Annotated in this window: 14 protein-coding genes and 1 tRNA gene; 9 read left to right on the top strand and 6 right to left on the bottom strand. The window is 75.1% G+C overall.

Features of this window, described 5'->3' with window-relative positions; genetic code table 11:
- The first annotated feature begins 61 nt into the window (after nucleotides 1-61).
- The 4 genes from RM780_RS15750 to RM780_RS15735 all read left to right on the top strand — a co-directional run bounded on the left by RM780_RS15750 (nucleotide 62) and on the right by RM780_RS15735 (nucleotide 3303).
- On the top strand, nucleotides 62-1303 hold the full coding sequence (locus tag RM780_RS15750) for a DNA polymerase III subunit delta' (RefSeq protein ID WP_311631349.1): 1242 nt from the start codon (nucleotides 62-64) through the stop codon (nucleotides 1301-1303).
- 71 nt (nucleotides 1304-1374) lie between these two features.
- Nucleotides 1375-2964 (top strand): alpha/beta hydrolase, encoded by a 1590-nt coding sequence (locus RM780_RS15745; RefSeq protein ID WP_311631348.1) that lies wholly within the window; start codon nucleotides 1375-1377, stop codon nucleotides 2962-2964.
- A gap of 20 nt (nucleotides 2965-2984) precedes the next feature.
- Nucleotides 2985-3191, top strand: coding sequence for a zf-HC2 domain-containing protein (locus RM780_RS15740; RefSeq protein WP_311631347.1), 207 nt, complete (start codon nucleotides 2985-2987; stop codon nucleotides 3189-3191).
- A 38-nt stretch (nucleotides 3192-3229) separates the two neighbouring features.
- Nucleotides 3230-3303, top strand: a tRNA-Thr gene (locus RM780_RS15735).
- Between the two features lie 618 nt (nucleotides 3304-3921).
- On the opposite strand, the gene RM780_RS15730 is transcribed toward RM780_RS15735, so the two are convergent.
- From RM780_RS15730 to RM780_RS15720, 3 genes are all read right to left on the bottom strand, one after another.
- Nucleotides 3922-4314 carry a type II toxin-antitoxin system VapC family toxin gene (locus RM780_RS15730; protein WP_311631346.1) on the bottom strand — a complete coding sequence of 131 codons (393 nt, stop codon included), beginning with the start codon at nucleotides 4312-4314 and terminating at the stop codon, nucleotides 3922-3924.
- Nucleotides 4311-4583, bottom strand: coding sequence for a hypothetical protein (locus tag RM780_RS15725; RefSeq protein WP_311631345.1), 273 nt, complete (start codon nucleotides 4581-4583; stop codon nucleotides 4311-4313). The genes RM780_RS15730 and RM780_RS15725 overlap by 4 nt, the downstream gene beginning before the upstream one ends.
- 115 nt (nucleotides 4584-4698) lie before the next feature.
- On the bottom strand, nucleotides 4699-7608 hold the full coding sequence (locus RM780_RS15720; protein WP_311631344.1) for a SpoIIE family protein phosphatase: 2910 nt from the start codon (nucleotides 7606-7608) through the stop codon (nucleotides 4699-4701).
- Nucleotides 7609-7891: 283 nt separating this feature from the next.
- Between RM780_RS15720 and RM780_RS15715 the strand changes: the two genes are divergently transcribed.
- Complete coding sequence (locus tag RM780_RS15715; protein ID WP_311631343.1) at nucleotides 7892-8632, top strand: SGNH/GDSL hydrolase family protein; 741 nt, start codon at nucleotides 7892-7894, stop codon at nucleotides 8630-8632.
- Between the two features lie 76 nt (nucleotides 8633-8708).
- Here RM780_RS15715 and RM780_RS15710 read toward each other — a convergent pair whose 3' ends face one another.
- The 3 genes from RM780_RS15710 to RM780_RS15700 form a co-directional block, all read right to left on the bottom strand.
- Complete coding sequence (locus RM780_RS15710; protein ID WP_311631342.1) at nucleotides 8709-8957, bottom strand: hypothetical protein; 249 nt, start codon at nucleotides 8955-8957, stop codon at nucleotides 8709-8711.
- Nucleotides 8954-10291 (bottom strand): S8 family peptidase, encoded by a 1338-nt coding sequence (locus RM780_RS15705; RefSeq protein ID WP_311631341.1) that lies wholly within the window; start codon nucleotides 10289-10291, stop codon nucleotides 8954-8956. The genes RM780_RS15710 and RM780_RS15705 overlap by 4 nt, the downstream gene beginning before the upstream one ends.
- 200 nt (nucleotides 10292-10491) lie before the next feature.
- Nucleotides 10492-11442, bottom strand: a complete 951-nt coding sequence (locus RM780_RS15700; RefSeq protein ID WP_311631340.1) for a DNA/RNA non-specific endonuclease — start codon at nucleotides 11440-11442, stop codon at nucleotides 10492-10494.
- A 195-nt stretch (nucleotides 11443-11637) separates the two neighbouring features.
- Between RM780_RS15700 and RM780_RS15695 the strand changes: the two genes are divergently transcribed.
- From RM780_RS15695 to RM780_RS15680, 4 genes are all read left to right on the top strand, one after another.
- Complete coding sequence (locus RM780_RS15695; RefSeq protein ID WP_311631339.1) at nucleotides 11638-13323, top strand: ABC transporter ATP-binding protein; 1686 nt, start codon at nucleotides 11638-11640, stop codon at nucleotides 13321-13323.
- Nucleotides 13324-13456: 133 nt separating this feature from the next.
- Entirely contained in the window at nucleotides 13457-14110 is a 654-nt protein-coding gene (locus RM780_RS15690) for a maleylpyruvate isomerase N-terminal domain-containing protein (RefSeq protein WP_311631338.1), read from the top strand.
- A gap of 95 nt (nucleotides 14111-14205) precedes the next feature.
- Nucleotides 14206-15945, top strand: coding sequence for an ABC transporter ATP-binding protein (locus RM780_RS15685; RefSeq protein ID WP_311631337.1), 1740 nt, complete (start codon nucleotides 14206-14208; stop codon nucleotides 15943-15945).
- A 123-nt stretch (nucleotides 15946-16068) separates the two neighbouring features.
- Nucleotides 16069-17121 carry an ABC transporter substrate-binding protein gene (locus RM780_RS15680; protein ID WP_311631362.1) on the top strand — a complete coding sequence of 351 codons (1053 nt, stop codon included), beginning with the start codon at nucleotides 16069-16071 and terminating at the stop codon, nucleotides 17119-17121.
- Nucleotides 17122-17205 lie beyond the last annotated feature (84 nt).

Genomic DNA, 17205 nt, shown 5'->3' with positions numbered 1-17205 from the left:
CAGTGGCGTGACGCAGAATGGTGTACGTCCGGTCACGCGGAGTCGGGGAGAGGAGCCGAGCGTGAGCGTCTGGGACGACCTGGTCGGCCAGGAGCGGGTCACGGCACAGCTCGCCGCCGCGGCGCGCGACGCCCTGACCCGGGCCACGGCCGAGTCCGCCGCCCCTTCTCCTTCTCCCTCTGCCTCTGCCTCTGCCTCTGCCGGCTCCGCCTCCGGCTCGGGCTCCGCCATGACCCACGCCTGGCTGTTCACCGGCCCGCCCGGATCCGGGCGTTCCACCGCCGCGCGGGCGTTCGCCGCGGCCCTCCAGTGCGTCAGCCCCGATCTCGCCCTCGGCGGCACGCCCGGCTGCGGCTTCTGCGACGGCTGCCACACCACCCTCATCGGCACCCACGCCGACGTCGAGGTCGTCCGCACCGACCTCCTCACCATCGGCGTCAAGGAGACGCGCGAGCTGGTCCGCCGCGCCCAGCTCGCGCCCGCCGGGGGCCGCTGGCAGGTGATCGTCCTGGAGGACGCCGACCGGCTCACCGAGGGCGCGGGCAACGTCCTGCTCAAGGCCGTCGAGGAGCCCGCGCCCCGCACCGTCTGGCTGCTGTGCGCCCCCTCCACCGAGGACGCGCTGCCCACCATCCGCTCCCGCTGCCGCCACCTCGCGCTGCGCACCCCGCCCGTCGACGCCGTGGCCGACATCCTGATGCGCCGCGACGGCATCGAGCCCGAGGTCGCCCTCACCGCCGCCCGCGCCACCCAGGGGCACATAGGGCGCGCCAAGCGCCTGGCCACCGACGAGCGCGCCCGCTCCCGCCGCGCCGCCGTCCTCGCCCTCCCCGAGCGGCTCACCGACGTCGGCGGCTGCCTGCGCGCCGCCCAGGAGCTGGTGGACGCCGCCTCCGCGGACGCCAAGGAGCTGGCCGAGGAGCTGGACGAGAAGGAGACCGAGGAGCTGCGCGCCGCCCTCGGCGCCGCCGACGGCAAGCGCCTGCCCCGCGGCACCGCCGGCGCCATGAAGGAGCTGGAGGACCGTCAGAAGCGCCGCGCCACCCGCACCCAGCGGGACGCCCTCGACCTCGCCCTCATCGACCTCACCGGGTTCTACCGCGACGTCCTGGCCCGGCAGTTCGGCTCCGCCACGGCCCTGGCCGGCGGCGAGTCCGCGGCGGCCGTCGACCGCGTCGCCGCGGCCACCCGCCCCGAGCAGACCCTCCGCCGGATGGAGGCCGTCCTCGCCTGCCGCGAGGCCCTCGACCGGAACGTCGCCCCCCTGCTCGCCGTGGAGGCCATGACCATGGCCCTGCGCTGAGCCGCCGGCCCTCGCGCCCTCTTGCCCGATCCGACCCGCCCACCCTCACCACCGCACCTCCCGGGAAGCCCATGCGCCGCACCACCACCGCAGCCCTGCTCGCGCCCGTCGCCGCGACGGCCCTGCTGCTCACCGCCTGCTCCTCCGACGACGGCAGGCCCGAGGGCCGCGGCCCCAGCGACTCAGGCAGCTCCGTCCGCCCGGCCCCCGACGCCGACCCGCTGGAGCCCCTGCCCGAGCAGATCCCCGACGAGCTGCGGCCGTACTACGACCAGCGCCTGAGCTGGAGCCCCTGCGGCGGGGGCGGCTGGGAGTGCGCCGAGCTGACCGTCCCCCTGGACTACGAGAACGTCGACCGCTCCGAGGACATCCAGGTCACCGTCACCCGCCTCCCGGCCACCGGCCCCGGCGAGCGCATCGGCTCCCTCCTGCTCAACCCCGGCGGCCCCGGCTCCTCCGCCGCCGACTTCGCCCAGGGCGTCGCCGAGTACCTCTTCCCCGGCGAGGTCCGCGCCCGGTACGACATGGTCGGCGTCGACCCGCGCGGCACCGGAGGCAGCGAGCCCGTCGAGTGCCTCACCGGCCCCGAGATGGACGAGTACACCCTCACCGACCGCACCCCCGACTCCGAGGCCGAGGTGAACGAGCTGGTCGCCTCCATGGAGGAGTTCGCCCAGGGCTGCGCCGAGGACGCCGGCGAGCTGCTCGGCCACATCTCCACCATCGAGACCGCCCGCGACATGGACGTGGCCCGCGCCGTCCTCGGCGACGAGCGGCTGCACTACCTCGGCTTCTCCTACGGCACCAAGCTCGGCGCGGTCTACGCCGGCCTCTTCCCGCAGCGCGCCGGCCGCCTCGTCCTGGACGCGGCCGTCGATCCCCGCCTCCCCACCCGCGACGCCGACCGCGAGCAGGCCGGCGGCTTCGAGACGGCCTTCCGCGCCTTCGCCGAGGACTGCGCCTCCCAGGCCGACTGCCCCCTGGGCACCGGCGACACCGACGCCGCCTCCCAGGCCCTCCTCGACTTCTTCGCCGAGGTGGACGCCCGGCCCATCCCCTCCGGCGACCCCGAACGCCCGCTCACCGAGTCCCTGGCCACCACCGGCGTCGCCTCCGCCCTCTACAGCGAGGCGGCCTGGCCCGAGCTGCGCGGCGCGCTGACCGCCGCCATGGAGGAGGGGGACGGCGCCGGCCTGCTGACCCTTTCCGACTCCTACAACGACCGCGAGGCGGACGGCACTTACGGCAGCAGCATGTTCGCCTTCCCGGCCATCAGCTGCCTGGACAGCCCGGCCGGCAACGCCGACCCCGAGGAGGTCCGCGAGGCCCTTCCCGCCTACGAGGAGGCGTCCCCCACCTTCGGCGCCGACTTCGCCTGGGCCACACTCCTGTGCGCCGCCTGGCCCCTGGAGCCCACCGGCGAGCCCGTCACGGTCAACGCCGCCGGCGCCCCCGACATCCTCGTCATCGGAACCACCCGCGACCCGGCCACCCCCTACGCCTGGGCCCAGGGCCTCGCCGACCAGCTCGACTCCGGCATCCTCCTGACCCGCGACGGCGACGGCCACGGCTCCTACGGCAGCGGCAACGCCTGCGTCGACGGCGCCGTCAACGCCTACCTCCTTCAGAACACCAGCCCGGAGGACGGCAGCACCTGCTGAACCCTGCGATCATGTCGGCCATGCCGTGCATCCGTTACCGCACCGCCATATCGGCCCACGCCGACGGCAACCCCCTCCCCCCAGGAGTCACGGACCTGGAGCTCGAAACCCACCTCACCGCATGCCCCGACTGCCGCCGCTGGTCCAAACGCCTGCGCGCCCTCCGCGAGGCCACCGAGGACCTCCGCCGCCACCGCCGTGCCGGAACCCCCTCCAAACCTGTGTAGACTGACCACCGCCGTGCCCCATTCGGACGCACGCGCCAGCCGCCTTAGCTCAGTCGGCCAGAGCGACGCACTCGTAATGCGTAGGTCAAGGGTTCGATTCCCTTAGGCGGCTCCGGCGAGGCCCAGGTCAGGTACTTACCGACCTGGGTCTTTGGCTGTCCGCGATCTTCAGCCGCTCAGACGGTGATTGGGACGGGACTCCTTGCGTGAGCGAGGCCTCAGCGATCCCGCTTCTTGCCCTTCCCCTTCCGGCTCTTCTTGCGGTGCTGTGGCTAGTCGTCCCGCTTCTGACCTGCGCGGGGAACCAGCTTGGCGGCTGCCTCGGCCGCTTCCCTGGCGACGTGCGGGAAGACGCTCTGGTAGATGCCGCCTCCCGCACGAACGGGGTGGCATGCCGGTGTCGAGGCTGACCTCCGACCACCGCTGAGCGCGCGCCTCGCCGCGACTGCGTGAGCGGACTGGGTAACACGAGGGCGGACCAGGCTTCACGCCGAGCGGGGTCGCAAGCTTCTGACCCGCGGAAACGGAATTCCGCAGCACCTTCCGGCACCACCCGGGTGATCTTGCGGGGTCTCGTAATGCCTGATGCTGCGCCATCTCGGATCCGGTCCCCACGCTGGCCGTGCGCTCCCGTGGGAGTGGGGACCGGCATCACGGACCCGCGGGGGAAGTCGCCCGTCGTATGGCTGTGCCGGCGAACTCTGAGGGCGGGTGCCGGGTGGCGCGCGGGTCAGACTTTGATGACGCGGATGCCGGAGCCGCACAGAGCCAGGAGGTCTCCGGGGTCCGAGGTCAGGATGGTCACCGGGGCGGGCGAGGCGAGCGCGGTAGCGGCGACGATGGCGTCGAGGGCGTACTTGTGTCCGTGCAGCCCGGCCGAGGCGAGGAGCTTGCTCGCATGGCGGGCGATGGCCTCGGTGGGCGGGACGATGTTCACGCGGGAGACGGCGTGGTCGAAGCGGGACTGGTTGGTCCTGGGGTCGCGGGCTTCGACGAGGGTGACCGAGCTCGCGACCACGCGGATGTCCTCGGCCTCGGCCGCGGCCAGCCATTCGGTGAGCTCGGGGACGCGGCGCACGAGCTTGGACAGCCCCTCGCAGTCCAGGACGAGGGTGCCGCTCACGCGGCGTCGGCCGGGCCGGTCGTGTCACCGCGCAGGATCGCTCGCTTGGCATCGACGGCTGCCTGGTCGACGGGGCCGTGTGCGGCTTCGGAGTCTTCGATGAGTTCGCGCAGTCGGTCGCGTTCCAGTTGGCGCTGGATGAGGGCTTCGACGTAGGCGGACATGCCGCGCCTGCCGGTGCGTGCCTTGAGAGCCGCGATGGTCCCCTCGTGGAGGGAGACCGAGACGGGGCGGACGGGGCCTTCGCCGGGGACGGGGGAGGTGGCCATGGAGCCACTTTAACAAAACTCTTATTATTGCGGTCGGCGATTCCGCGGCTCCACAGCCCTGTCCGGGGGTGAGGCGGCCCGCGTGGTCAGCGCTCGGGCAGGCCGGGCGGCGGGGCTAGGGCGTGCGGGGCGGGGTCTCGGTCAGGAATTGTTCGGTCCAGATGCACTTGCCGGTGCCCGTGTAGCGGGTGCCCCAGCGGTCGGCCATGGTGGCGATGAGCTGGAGGCCGCGGCCGCCCTCGTCGGCCGTGGAGGTGTGGCGGATGTGGGGGGTGGTCAGGCTGCCGTCGGAGACCTCGCAGATCAGGGAGCGGCTGCGGAGCAGGCGGAGGCCGATCGGGCCCTTGGCGTGGCGGACGACGTTGCCCACGAGTTCGCTGACCAGGAGTTCCGTGGTCATCTCGACGTCCGGGCCCAGGCCCCAGGCCCGGAGCTGGTGGCGGACGTGGACCCGGGCCTCGCCGGCGGCGGTGGAGTCGTCGGGCAGGGGGCAGTCGGACACGGCCTCGGAGGGGAGCCGGGTGGTGCGGGCGATGAGGAGGGCGGCGTCGTCGCTGGTGCGGTCCCTGCTGGGCAGGAGCCGGGCGGTGACGATGTCGCAGAGGGCGTCGAGGTCGTCGGGCCGTCCGGGGCCGAGAAGGCCGGCTAGCTGAGCCATGCCCGCCTCGATGTCGCGGGCGCGGGATTCGACCAGGCCGTCGGTGAACAGGGCCAGCAGGCCGCCGTCGGGAAGGTGGGTCTCGACGGTGTCGTACGGAGGGGCGGCGATGCCCAGGGGAGGGTTGGGCAGGGTCCCGGGGTAGGTGACGGTGCCGTCCGGGTGGGCGGTGGCGGGCGGCGGATGGCCGGCGCTGGCGTAGGAGAAGCGGCCGGTGACCGAGTCGTAGACGCCGTAGAGGCAGGTCGCGAACCGCTCGTCGCTCAGCTCGGCGACGATGTCGTTGAGGTGGGCCAGGATGTCCTCCGGCGGCAGTTCCAGCTCGGAGAGCGTGCGGGCGGCGGTGCGCAGGCGCCCCATCGTCGCGGCCTCGGACATGCCGTGGCCCATGACGTCTCCGACGACGAGGGCCACGCGCTCGGAGGACAGGGGCAGGATGTCGTACCAGTCGCCGCCGACCTCCGTGTCGGCTCCGGCCGGCAGGTAGCGGGCCGCGGCGGTGAGGGCCGGGAGCGAGGGCAGGACGCGGGGGAGCAGGGCGCGCTGCAGCTCGCGGGCGCGGGTGATGGCCTCGTCGTAGAGGCCCGCCCGCTCCAGCGCCTGGGCGACCAGGCTGCTCAGCGCGGTCAGCAGGGTGCGTTCGTCCTCGCTGAACTGCCGCGGGTGGTCGAAGGAGATCGCGGAGCTGCCGATGGGGCGGCCGGAGGCGATCAGCGGGAGGATGACCCACGCCTCTTTTCCCCCGGCCGCGACGAGGTGGGCCAGCTTGGGGTGCTCGGCGGTGAAGACGGCCGCCGACTCGGTGAACATCGGCTCGCGGGTGCGCAGCACCTCGGCGGTGGAGGCGGTGACCACCCGGGTGCCCAGGAGGCGGTCGAGGAAGGCGCGGGAGTGGCCGACCGCGCCGACGATGCGCGGCCGTTCGTTCTCCAGGTCCGCGACCAGCAGTCCGCTGGCGCCGATGGCCGGGAGAACGCTGTCGGCGACGGCGGTGACCACGTCCTGGGCGGTGACCGCCTCGGCGAGGGCACGGGTGAGCTCGCCGACCAGGGCGGCCCGTTCGGCCGCGGCCCGCTCGGCGGCCTTCCGCTCGGCCTCGCGCCGGCGCTCCTCCGTGATGTCGGCGACGTAGACGGTGAGCCCGTCGGGGACGGGCACCAGCCGCAGGTGGAACCACCGGTCGCCCTCGGGCCCCGGCGCCTCGAAGCTCTGGGACTCGCCCTCGGCGACGGCGGCGCGGCACCGGTCCTCGACCCCCGTCGCGTTCCGCAGGCTGGGCACCTCCCACAGGGGGCGGCCGACGATGTCCTCGGAGGGGCCGAGCAGGCTCTCGGCCGCCGCGTTGACGAAGCCGATGCGCCAGTCGCCGCTCATGGACAGGAACCCGTCGCTCATGTGGAGCAGGGCGCGGCCCACCGACTCCAGCGCCGGATGGGTCTCGCTGGTGTTCCAGGTGGTGCCGTCCATGCGGACCGGCTCGCCGTTCTCGTCCGTGACGACCTGGCCGCGCGTCCGCACCCAGCCGTAGGTACCGTCCGCGCGGCGCACCCGGTACTCGCAGTCCTGCACGCCGCGGGTGCGGATCGCGCGGTCGCCGGCCTCCGTCACCCAGGGGAGGTCCTGGGGGTGGATGAGGCTGCTCCAGGTCTCGATGCGCCCGTCGAGGTGCTTGCGGTCCACGCCGATCGCGTCGAAGGCGCCCTCGCTCACGGTCAGGCTCCCCGTCCTGAGGTCCCACCGCCAGGTTCCGGCAAGCGCGGCCTCCCCCTCCTGGCCGCGCTCCGGCCGTTGCAGCAGGGGGGGCGCGAGCCCCTCGGGGCTGAGGGGCGACAGCCGCAGCCGTCCGGCGGCCCAGCGCGCCACCTCCTCCAGGAATGCCCACTGGGCGGGGGCCGGCTCGTCGTCCGGAGGTGTCACCACGCACAGGGCACCGACCGGGCCCTCCTTTCCGGGCAGCGGCACCGCGGCCATGCCGGCGGCCGTCAGGATGGCCGCGGTGGTGAGGACGACCGGGCGGCGCCCGCGCATCGGCTCGGGCGCCTCGGCCGTGGGGAGGTAGGTGGCCCTGCCCTCGCGGACGGCCAGGGCGGGGGCGACCGGGTGGCCCTCGAAGACGTTGGACCAGAGCTGGACGAACGCCTGGGGCAGGCCGACGCTCGCCAGCAACTGCAGGTCCCACGCCTTGCTGCGGGCGCGCAGGTAGGCCATGGCGCCCAGGCCGTGCAGTTCGACGGCCGCGTGCTGGATGGCGGCGGTCAGGACGTCGCTGTCGGTGGAGTCCTTGTCCAGCGCCGCGAGCAGGTGCAGCCGGTCGGCCCGCACCGGCTCCGGCCGCTCGGCCGGGTCCGCGCCGCGCGTGACGCCCATGGCCGCCTCCGTCCGCCGCCCGCCAGCTTCTTCCCACTTTTTCCCGCCTGGCGTGGCCGCGCTCCCTGATGGGGCCATTCGGGGCGGCCGTTCCTGCGCCCGAGGGACGCCGGGCGGCCCGCGGGCGGCGCGTGGCGGGCGGGAAGCTGAATTCTTGGCATGGACACTTCCAAAAGCAAAGCCCCGGCGTTACAAGGGAGTTACGGAGATCCCGTCTTCTGGAGGTCCTGTGAGACTCACCAGGTCCCTGTCGGCCGCGGCCGTACTGGCCTTCGCTTTTGTCATGGCACTGTTGGGGGCGGGGCCGGCGCAGGCCGCCGCGCCCGCGTATGTGGCGCTGGGGGACTCGTACTCCTCGGGCAACGGCGCCGGGAGCTACATCTCGTCCAGCGGTGACTGTCACCGCAGCAACAACGCCTATCCGGCGCGGTGGGCCGCCGCCAACGGGCCGGCCTCGTTCTCGTTCGCCGCCTGTTCCGGGGCGCGCACCGCGGATGTGACGTCGGGTCAGCTAGGGGCGCTGAACGCGTCCACCGGGCTCGTCACGATCTCCATCGGGGGGAACGACGCGGGCTTCGCGGACGTGATGGCCGCCTGCGTCACCGGCTCCGAGTCCACCTGCCTCAACCGGGTCGCGCAGGCCCGGACGTTCATCACCGGCACGCTGCCCGGGCGGCTCAACACCGTTTACGGCGCGATCCGTTCGCGGGCGCCAAACGCCCGTGTGGTGGTGATGGGTTACCCCCGGATGTACATCGAGCCGAGCTGGTGGTGCCCGGGGATCGGTGAGACCAAGCGGGAGGCCATCAACGACACGGCCGACCTGCTCGCCTCCGTGATCTCCGCGCGCGCCGCAGCGCACGGCTTCGCCTTCGGCGACGTGCGCTCCACCTTCAACAGCCACGAACTCTGCTCGGGCGACGACTGGCTCCACGACCTGGCGCTGCCGTCCTGGGAGTCGTACCACCCCACCGCGACCGGCCACGGCAGCGGCTACCTCCCCGTGCTCAACGCCCTCGATTAAAGGGGAAGAGGGGGAAGGCGAGGGCCCGGGGCGCGGCGGTGGAGTCGCATCCCGGGCCCTAGTGCGGCCAACGGCCCTATTGCACGGGGGAGTCGGGCGGCGGCAGCCGGTGTACGCGTTCGCGTTCCACGGCCACGACGCCGGGAACCGACTCCAGGGCCGCGAGGCGGTCCTCGGCGGCCGTGCCGGTGACCGTTCCGAGGCCGGGTTGTTCGGAGGAGACGGTCAGCCCCGCCGCCCGCAGCGCCGTGACGGCCTCGGCGAAGCGTTCCGCGTCCGCGGCGTCCACGGCGATCACCACGTCCACCGGGTGCGGCGCGGTCACGGCGCCTGCAGCAGGCCGGCGCCGACGTCCGTAGCCGGGAGCGGCAGGCGGCGGGCCTCCGCGAGCAGCAGCGACTTCAACTCCGCCGCGGTGGCCTGGGGATGGGCCTCGGCCAGCAGGGCGATGACGCCGGCGACGTGGGGCGTCGCCATGGACGTTCCGTCCATCAGGGTGTAGCCGCCGCCCGGCGCGGCCGAGCAGATGTCCTCGCCGGGCGCCGCGATGTCCACCTGACCGCCGCAGGTGAAGGAGGAGGGCTCGAGGGTCCGGCCGATGGAGCCGACGGCCATGATCGAGGGGCAGTTGGCCGGGTGGCCGACCGGGGCCACCAAGCCGGGCCGCTCGCTCTCGTTGCCCGCCGCGGCCACGATCAGTACGCCGGCGCGCAGCAGCCGGCGGGCGACCTGCTCGAAGACCCGCGAGTGGGGCGTGCCTTCGGGGACCGGCATGCCCAGGGACATGGAGATGACCCTGCAGCCCTGGGAGGCGGCCCAGTTCATCGCCTGCAGGATCCCGGCGTCGCCGCCCCTGCCGCGCCGGTCGAGGACCTTCGCCGCGAGGATCCGCGCCCCGCCGGCCACGCCGTAACGGGGCGTGGAGCGCGGGGAGATGGGCCCGCACGCCGAGCCGATGCAGTGGGTGCCGTGCCCGTGCGTGTCCTCCACGGTCTCGCCGGGAACGAACGACGCGGTGCCGTCGATCCGCCCGGCCAGGTCCGGGTGGTCGGTGTCCACGCCGGTGTCGAGCACCGCGACCTTCACGCCCTGGCCGGTGAAACGCGACTCCAGCGCCCGGATCGCCTGGACGGACCAGGCCGCCCGCCGCTCGTCGAACGCCGCCGCCGCGGCCTCGGGGGTCAGCGTCGCCTCCATGCGCTGGAGGGTGTGGGCGACCAACTCCCCGACGCCGTCCTGGAATCCGCGCAGGTAGTCCGCGGTCGCCGCCTCGCCGGGGGCGAGGGTGCGCTGGGAGGCGTAGACGATGCGCTCCCTCTCGACGGTCAGGATCGAGGAGTTGTCCTGGGCGGTGGCCATCATGGCCTGCCGCTGGTCGGGTTCGACCGCGGCGATGCCGACGCCGAGGTCCTCCAGGATCACCGCGCCCGCCTGGTCGAGGATCTCCGCGGTGCTCTCCGCCCCCGCGGACCGGATCCGCTCGGCCGGGGCGATGCCGGCGGAGCTGCGCAGGGCGGCCATGCCGCGCTCCTGCGCCTCGGGGTCGAGCAGCACCAGGAACTTGTCGGTGTACTGGTCGGAGGACTTCTGGATGCCCGCGTCGGCCATGGACGCGGTCTCGCCGGGCCTGCGGGCGCCGTCGCCTGCGGCTGGGTTCATGGCGTTGCTCCTTGTGCTTTCGCTGCCCCCCGGGGTGTGTGGACGCGCGCCGGCTCAGCGCTCCCCGCCGGTGCTGTTCTCACCGTTGGGCCGGGCGCCGAGGCGCGCAATCCGGGGCGGGCCGAACGGCGGCGCGCGCCGCGCGCGGGGCCCGGAGCGACGCGGCGCGCCCCCGCCGAGCGCCCCGCCCGCCCCGGCCCTCAGCGCTCCATCGCGATGTCCTCGAAGCTCGCCAGCTCCGTCCACGCCCGCAGCTCCCGCACCCCCGCAGGCAGCAGGTCCGCCCCCGGCAGCGGCCCGAGGTCGAGTCCCGTGATCCGCGCGATGTCAGCGACCGGCACCTGGAACGTCCGGAACGCCCCCAGCGGCGGCGGCTCCGCGGCGGCCACCGCCGCCGCCACGGCCCGCTCCGCGGCCTCCCGCGTCAGGTCCGGGCTCTGGTCGAGCACGTACCCGGTGGTCGCGAGCTCGCCGCCCTGCATGAACGCCGCCACCTTCCAGAACCGCAGCGGAACCCGGATGCCGCGGTAGGGCGGGTCGGAGTCCTCCAGCACCGGCCCCGTGAACACGGCCAGCTTCCGGTCGAACCGCGCCGCGTGCCGCAGCAGGAAGTCCTCGAGCCCCAGCCAGAGCCGCTTGCCCTGGTTGAAGACGTCCATCTGCGGCGCGGCGTTCGTGTAGTGGAAGGTGTCCGCGTTGGCCCGCTCGCCCTCCGCCACCGTCCCCCACACGGGGTCGAGCCGCCGCACCAGGTGCCCGCGGTCCAGCCGGTTCTCGCGGTACACCTCCTCCCCGGCCTGGTCCTCCTCGGGCAGGCGCGGGTCCAGACGCCAGTCGTCCTCGCGGGGCGCGCTGCGCAGCCGCGAGCCGTCGATGGCCACCGCAGTCGAGGCGGCCAGCCGCCGGTCGGGCCGGAAGCGGACGCTGAAGTGCGTGTACGGCAGCACCACGGTCTCCACGGCCGGGTCGGCGGGCGGGGGCAGCGGGAGCGTCGGCCCGAGGAAGCGCTCGTCGTAGCCGGAGGGGCGCGCGGCGGCGTCCAGCGGCTCACCGGCGCTCGCGCGCCCGTGCGCGTCAACGGCCCGCGCCCCCTCCTCGCCCCCCTGGTCCCCCTCGTCCTCCCGGCCGACGTACTCCGGTCGTGTTCCCATGGGCAGCCTCCGGACGGTGCGCGCGTGCTCCGGCGGAACGCCCGCCGGTGCCGCCCGGGTACCGCGCCGCCGCCCCGGGTCAACGCCCGCTCCGGCCGTTCCACCCGAACGGGCGAGCGTGCCCCGCGCGCGAGGGCCGGCCTGGTCCTCGCGGCACGCTGAGGGTAGCCTTCCCTAAGTTGTGCGGGAGGCGCGGTGGAAGAACGGAAGCCGTCCGGAGGGCGGGACGTGCTGCGCCGCGCCGTCGGCGGGCAGCGGTGGGGCGTCGCGACCGGCGCGCTCCTCGGCGCGGGCCACCAGGTCGGCGAGGCGCTGGTCCCGGTGCTCATCGGCGTCGTGGTCGACCAGGCCGTGGCCGGCGGCGACGCGGGCGGCCTGGTCGTCTGGCTCGCCGTCCTCGCCCTCGTCTACCTCGGCCTGTCCACCAGCTTCCGCTTCGGCGCGCGCGCCGGTGAACGCGCCGCCGAGCGCGCCGCCCACGCCCTGCGCCTCGACCTCGTCGGCCGCGTCCTCCTCCCCGCCGGCGGCGCCGAGCGCACCCGCCTCCCCGGCGAGCTGACCAGCGTCGCCGCCGAGGACACCCGGCGCGTCGGCGCGGTCAACATGGCCCTCACCCTCGGCGTCGCCGCCCTGACCGGCCTGCTGACCGCGGCCGTCGTCCTGCTGCGGATATCCGTCCCGCTCGGCCTGCTCGTCCTGCTGGGAACGCCCGTCCTGCTGTGGACCGGGCACCTGCTGAGCAAGCCGCTGGAGCGGCGCAGCGCGGTCGAGCAGGAGCGCGCGGCGCACGCCTCGGGCGTGGCCGCCGACCTGGTCGCCGGGTTGCGCGCTCTCAAGGGCATCGGCGCGGTCCCCGCCGCCGTCGCGCGCTACCGCGCCACCAGCCGCGCCTCCCTCGGGGCGACGCTGCGCGCCGCCCGCGCGGAGGCCTGGCACAGCGGGCTGACCGCCGCGCTGACCGGCGTGTTCATCGCCGTCGTCGCCCTCGTCGGCGGGCGGCTCGCCGCCGAGGGCGACCTCTCCCTCGGCGCGCTCGTCTCGGCCGTCGGCCTCGCGCTCTTCCTCCTCGGGCCGCTGGAGACGCTTTCCTGGGTCAACGCCGAGCTGGCCCAGGGCCGCGCCTCCGCCACCCGCGTCGCCGAGGTCCTGGCCGCGCCCGGCGCGGTGACGGACGCCTCCGGAACGCCCGCCCTCCCGCCGGCCGGCCGCCTGCGGGTCCGCGGCCCCGGCGGGCTCGAACTGGCCGCCGAGCCCGGCGAGATCCTCGGCGTGGCCGTCACCGACCCGGGCCGCGCCCGCGAACTCCTGGCCTGGCTGGGCCGCGAGGCCGACCCCCCGGAGGGCGGCGCGGTCGAGCTGGACGGCACGGACGTGCGGACCCTGGACATCGAGCGGTTCCGCGCCGAGGTGCTCGTCGCGGCCCACGACGCGGACCTGTTCGCCGGCACCGTCGCGGAGAACATCGGCGAGGGCCCGGCCGCCCCCGCCGCGATGGCCGCGGCCGGGGTGGGGGAGATGGTCCGCGCGCTGCCCGCCGGCGCGGACACGCCGGTGGGCGAACGCGGCTGCTTCCTCTCCGGTGGCCAGCGCCAACGCGTCGCCCTGGCCCGGGCGTTGGCCGCCGACCCGCCAGTTCTCGTCCTCCACGACCCGACGACCGCCGTGGACGCCGTCACCGAGGCCCGCGTCGCGGCGGGCCTGCGCGACCTGCGCACCGCCGCCCCCGCCCGCACCACCGTCCTGGTCACCACCAGCCCCGCCCTCCTGGCCGTCACCGACCGCGTGGCCCTGATCGACGACACGGGCCGGGTCACGGACATCGCCCCCCACGCGGCCCTGGTCGAACGCCACGCCTCCTACCGCACGACGGTCCTGGCGTAACGCCCGCGGCGGGCACGGTCGTTGCGCCAGGTGTCCGGCCCGGCCGGCCCGCGCGCACCCGCCGGGGCCCACCCCGCCGCGCCGTGGCGAATAGGGCTGGTCCCCCTCCCGGCGCGGCAGTAGCGTGCGCCGCGTGGATCTCTTCTCGCGTTCCTGGGCGGACCTGCTTGCGGCCGTCGACCGGCTGGAGGACGAGGACTTCGAACGGCCGTCCGGGTGCCGGGGGTGGCTCGTCCGGGACCTCGTCTGTCACCTGGTGATCGACGCGCAGGACGTGCTGATCACGCTCGTCACGCCGGACGAGGGCGAGGCGGCCGTGGATGCCGTCCGGTACTGGAAGCTGGTCGAGCCGCCCACCGGCGAGGACCCGCTGGACGCGCTGATTCCCCGGCTGGCCGCCGCGTACGGGGAGCCGGGGCTGCTGAAGTTCCACCTGGAGGACCTCGGGAGCGCGGCCGGTCGGGCCGCGCGGCTGGCCGATCCGCGACTCCGGGTGCGGACGCAGGACATGGTGCTGACCGCGGGCGACTACCTGGCTGCCTACGTCTTCGAGTGGACCGTGCACCACCTCGACCTCGTCGCCCATCTCCCGTCCGCGCAGGGGCCGTCCGGCGAGGCGCTGACGGCGGCGCGCGCGACGCTGGAGGAGGTCGCCGGGGTGCGCTTCCCCGCCGCGCTCCCCGACGCCGACGCGCTGCGGGTCGGCACCGGCCGCCGCGCCCCCACCGAGGCGGAACGCGCGGCGCTGGGCGAGACGGCCGCCAGGCTGCCGTTCACCATCGGCTGAGGCGAGCGAGGTCCGCGCCGGCGGGCCCTGGTCGCGCGGGGCGCATTAGGGTAGCCTTCCCTAAGTTTTGGAGGGAACGGCCGGCCGGAGGCGTGGTGGAGGAGGCTGGGGAGCGGGCGGTGACGCTGCCCGTGGCGAGCCCCGCGCGGACCCGGGCGGCCGTCGCGGCGCTGGTGCGCGGGCGGCGCGGTCTCGCCGCTGGGGCGTTCGGAACGGTCGCCGCGGCCACGGCCGTCGGCCTGTGCACGCAGCCGCTGCTCGGCCACGTCGTGGACCTGGTCGCCGACGGGCGCGGGCCCGGCGCGCTCACCGTCCCGGTGCTGCTGATCGCGGCCGTCGCCCTCGTGCAGGGCGTGGGCACCGCGCTCGGCATGAGCCTGGTCTCCCGGCTGGGCGAGACGCTGCTGGCGGGCTTGCGCGAGCGGTTCGTCGAACGCGCCCTGCGCCTGCCGCTGAACCAGGTGGAGAAGGCCGGCACCGGCGACCTCACCTCCCGCGTCACCGGGGACGTGGTGGTCGTCGCGCAGGCCGTGCGCAACGCCCTGCCCGAGCTGGCGCGTTCGCTGCTGGCCATCGTGCTGACCCTGGGCGCGCTCGCCGTGCTCGACTGGCGCTTCCTGCTCGCCGCGCTGCTGGCCGTTCCGATCCAGGCGCACACCGCGCGCTGGTATCTGCGGCGCGCCGTCCCGCTCTACGCCGAGCAGCGGACCGTGGTCGCCGCGCAGCAGCAGCAGTTGCTCGACACCATCGGCGGCGCCGCCACCGTCCGGGCGTTCGGCCTGGGCGAACGCCACCGGCGGCTCGCCGCGGAGCGGTCCGGGGCCGCGCTCGGGGTGACGATGCGCGGGGTGCGGCTGGTGCTGCGCTTCTACTGCCGCCTGCACCTGGCCGAGTGGACCGGGCTTGCCGCCGTGCTGGTGGCCGGATTCGTGCTCGTGCGGCAGGACGCGGTGAGCATCGGCACCGCGACGGCCGCCGCGCTGTACTTCCACAGCCTGTTCACGCCGGTCAACGCCGCGCTGGTGCTGATGGACGACGCCCAGTCGGCGACCGCGGGCCTCGCCCGCCTGGTCGGCGTCGCCGAGCTCCCCCCGGAGGAGCCCGCGGAGGGCCGCGGCGAGGCGGCCGAGGGCGTCGTCGAGGTGGCCGGCGCCGCGTACGCCTACCGCCCCGGGCAGCCGGTGCTGCGCGATGTGGACCTCATGCTGTGGCCCAAGGAGCGCGTCGCGCTGGTCGGCGCCAGCGGCGCGGGCAAGACCACGCTGGCCAAGCTGATCGCCGGCATCCACCGGCCCACCGGCGGCACGGTCACCACCGGGGGGGCGGTGGGGCTGGTCAGCCAGGAGGTGCACGTCTTCGCCGGGCCGCTGGCCGAGGACCTGCGCCTGGCGCGGCCGGAGGCCGAAGAGGCCGAGCTGCGAGCGGCGTTGGAGCGGGTGGGCGCGCTGGAGTGGGCGCTGGACCTGCCCGAGGGCCTGGAGACCGTCGTCGGCGAGGGCGGCCACCGCCTCACCGCCACCCAGGCCCAGCAACTCGCCCTTGCCCGCCTGGTGCTGGCCGACCCGCCGGTCGCCGTGCTGGACGAGGCCACGGCCGAGGCGGGCAGCGCCGGCGCCCGGGTGCTCGAACGCGCCGCCGAGCGGGCGCTGGAGGGCCGCACGGCGCTGATCGTCGCCCACCGGCTGACGCAGGCCCGCTCCGCGGACCGGATCGTCGTGCTGGAGGACGGCCGGGTGGTGGAGAGCGGCAGCCACGACCAACTCTGCGCGGCCGGCGGGGTGTACGCCGGCCTGTGGGCCGCCTGGTCCAGCGCGCGGCCGGGCGCCCGCGCGTAGCCGCCCGCCGGGAAGAGGCCCCCTCGCGCCCGGAAGAACACCGACCCCCGAAGTCCCCACACCAGTCCCGACAACAAGTCCCCACGGGACGCAAAGAAAGAGGAAGCACACGTGAACCACCGCATGCTCAGACGCCTGCGGCCGGCCGCCGTCGCCGCCCTGCTCGTCGGCACGGCCGCCGCCTGCGGCAGCTCCGAGGACTCCGGGTCCGAGGACCCGGCCGGCGGCCCCGCCGTCGAGGCCGAGGAGGGGGCGTTCCCCGTGACCATCGACCACCGGTTCGGCTCCACCACCATCGAGGAGCAGCCGGCGCGCGTCGTCACGGTCGGCCTCACCGACCAGGACGCCGTCCTGGCCCTGGGCACCGTGCCGGTGGGCGTCACGGACTGGCTCGGGCTGCACGAGGGCGCGATAGGCCCGTGGGCCGAAGAGGCACTGGGCGAGGCCGAGTTGCCCACCGTCCTGGAGGACCCGGGCACCGGGCCGCAGGTCGAGGAGATCACCCGGCTGGACCCCGACGTGATCATCGCCCTCTACGCCGGGCTCACCGAGGAGCAGTACGACAGCCTCACCCGGATCGCGCCCGTCGTCGCCGCGCCCGAGGAGTTCGAGGACTGGGGCATCCCCTGGCAGGACCAGACCCTGCTCACCGGCCAGGCGCTCGGCCGCCCGCAGGCCGCGCGGGGCCTGGTCGAGGAGGTCGAGAACGTCTTCGAGGAACAGCGCGCCGCGCACCCCGAGTTCGAGGGCGAGACGGGCATCGTCGCCACCCCCTACGAGGGCCTGTTCGTCTACGGCAGCCGCGACCTGCGGCCCCGCGTGCTGACCGACCTCGGCTTCACGCTGCCCGAGGACCTGGACGACGCGGTCGGCGGCGAGTTCGGCGCCGCGATCAGCCGCGAACGCACGGACCTGCTGGACCAGTCGGCCGCCGTGTGGATCGTCGCGGACACGGCCACCGGGCCCGACGAGCTGCACGCGGACGAGCTGTACGCCGACCTGGACGTCGTCGCCGAGGGCCGCGAGGTCTTCATCGGCGAGACCACGGACTACGGCGCGGCCTTCTCCATGGCGACCGTGCTGAGCATGCCGTACATCGTCGAGCGCATCGTCCCGCAGCTCGCGGCGGCGGTGGACGGCGACCCGGCCACGGCGGTGGAGCACCCCGCCGGCTGAGGGCGGCAGCCGGCAACGCCGGAGGGGCGGACCGTGAGCCATCGCGGTCCGCCCCTCCGGCGTTGGTGGTTCCCGCTGGGGGAA

It is taken from the genome of Streptomyces boetiae, from assembly GCF_031845405.1.
Taxonomy (GTDB): Bacteria; Actinomycetota; Actinomycetes; order Streptomycetales; family Streptomycetaceae; genus Streptomyces; species Streptomyces boetiae.
This window is presented reverse-complemented; position numbering and strand designations above follow the sequence as displayed.

Coding starts and splice junctions, on each gene's coding strand:
- RM780_RS15680 (WP_311631362.1), top strand. CDS start 16,069: ATGCTCAGACGCCTGCGGCCGGCCGCCGTCGCCGCCCTGCTCGTCGGC.
- RM780_RS15700 (WP_311631340.1), bottom strand. CDS start 11,442: ATGGGAACACGACCGGAGTACGTCGGCCGGGAGGACGAGGGGGACCAG.
- RM780_RS15745 (WP_311631348.1), top strand. CDS start 1,375: ATGCGCCGCACCACCACCGCAGCCCTGCTCGCGCCCGTCGCCGCGACG.
- RM780_RS15720 (WP_311631344.1), bottom strand. CDS start 7,608: ATGGGCGTCACGCGCGGCGCGGACCCGGCCGAGCGGCCGGAGCCGGTG.
- RM780_RS15725 (WP_311631345.1), bottom strand. CDS start 4,583: ATGGCCACCTCCCCCGTCCCCGGCGAAGGCCCCGTCCGCCCCGTCTCG.
- RM780_RS15715 (WP_311631343.1), top strand. CDS start 7,892: ATGGCACTGTTGGGGGCGGGGCCGGCGCAGGCCGCCGCGCCCGCGTAT.
- RM780_RS15705 (WP_311631341.1), bottom strand. CDS start 10,291: ATGAACCCAGCCGCAGGCGACGGCGCCCGCAGGCCCGGCGAGACCGCG.
- RM780_RS15740 (WP_311631347.1), top strand. CDS start 2,985: ATGCCGTGCATCCGTTACCGCACCGCCATATCGGCCCACGCCGACGGC.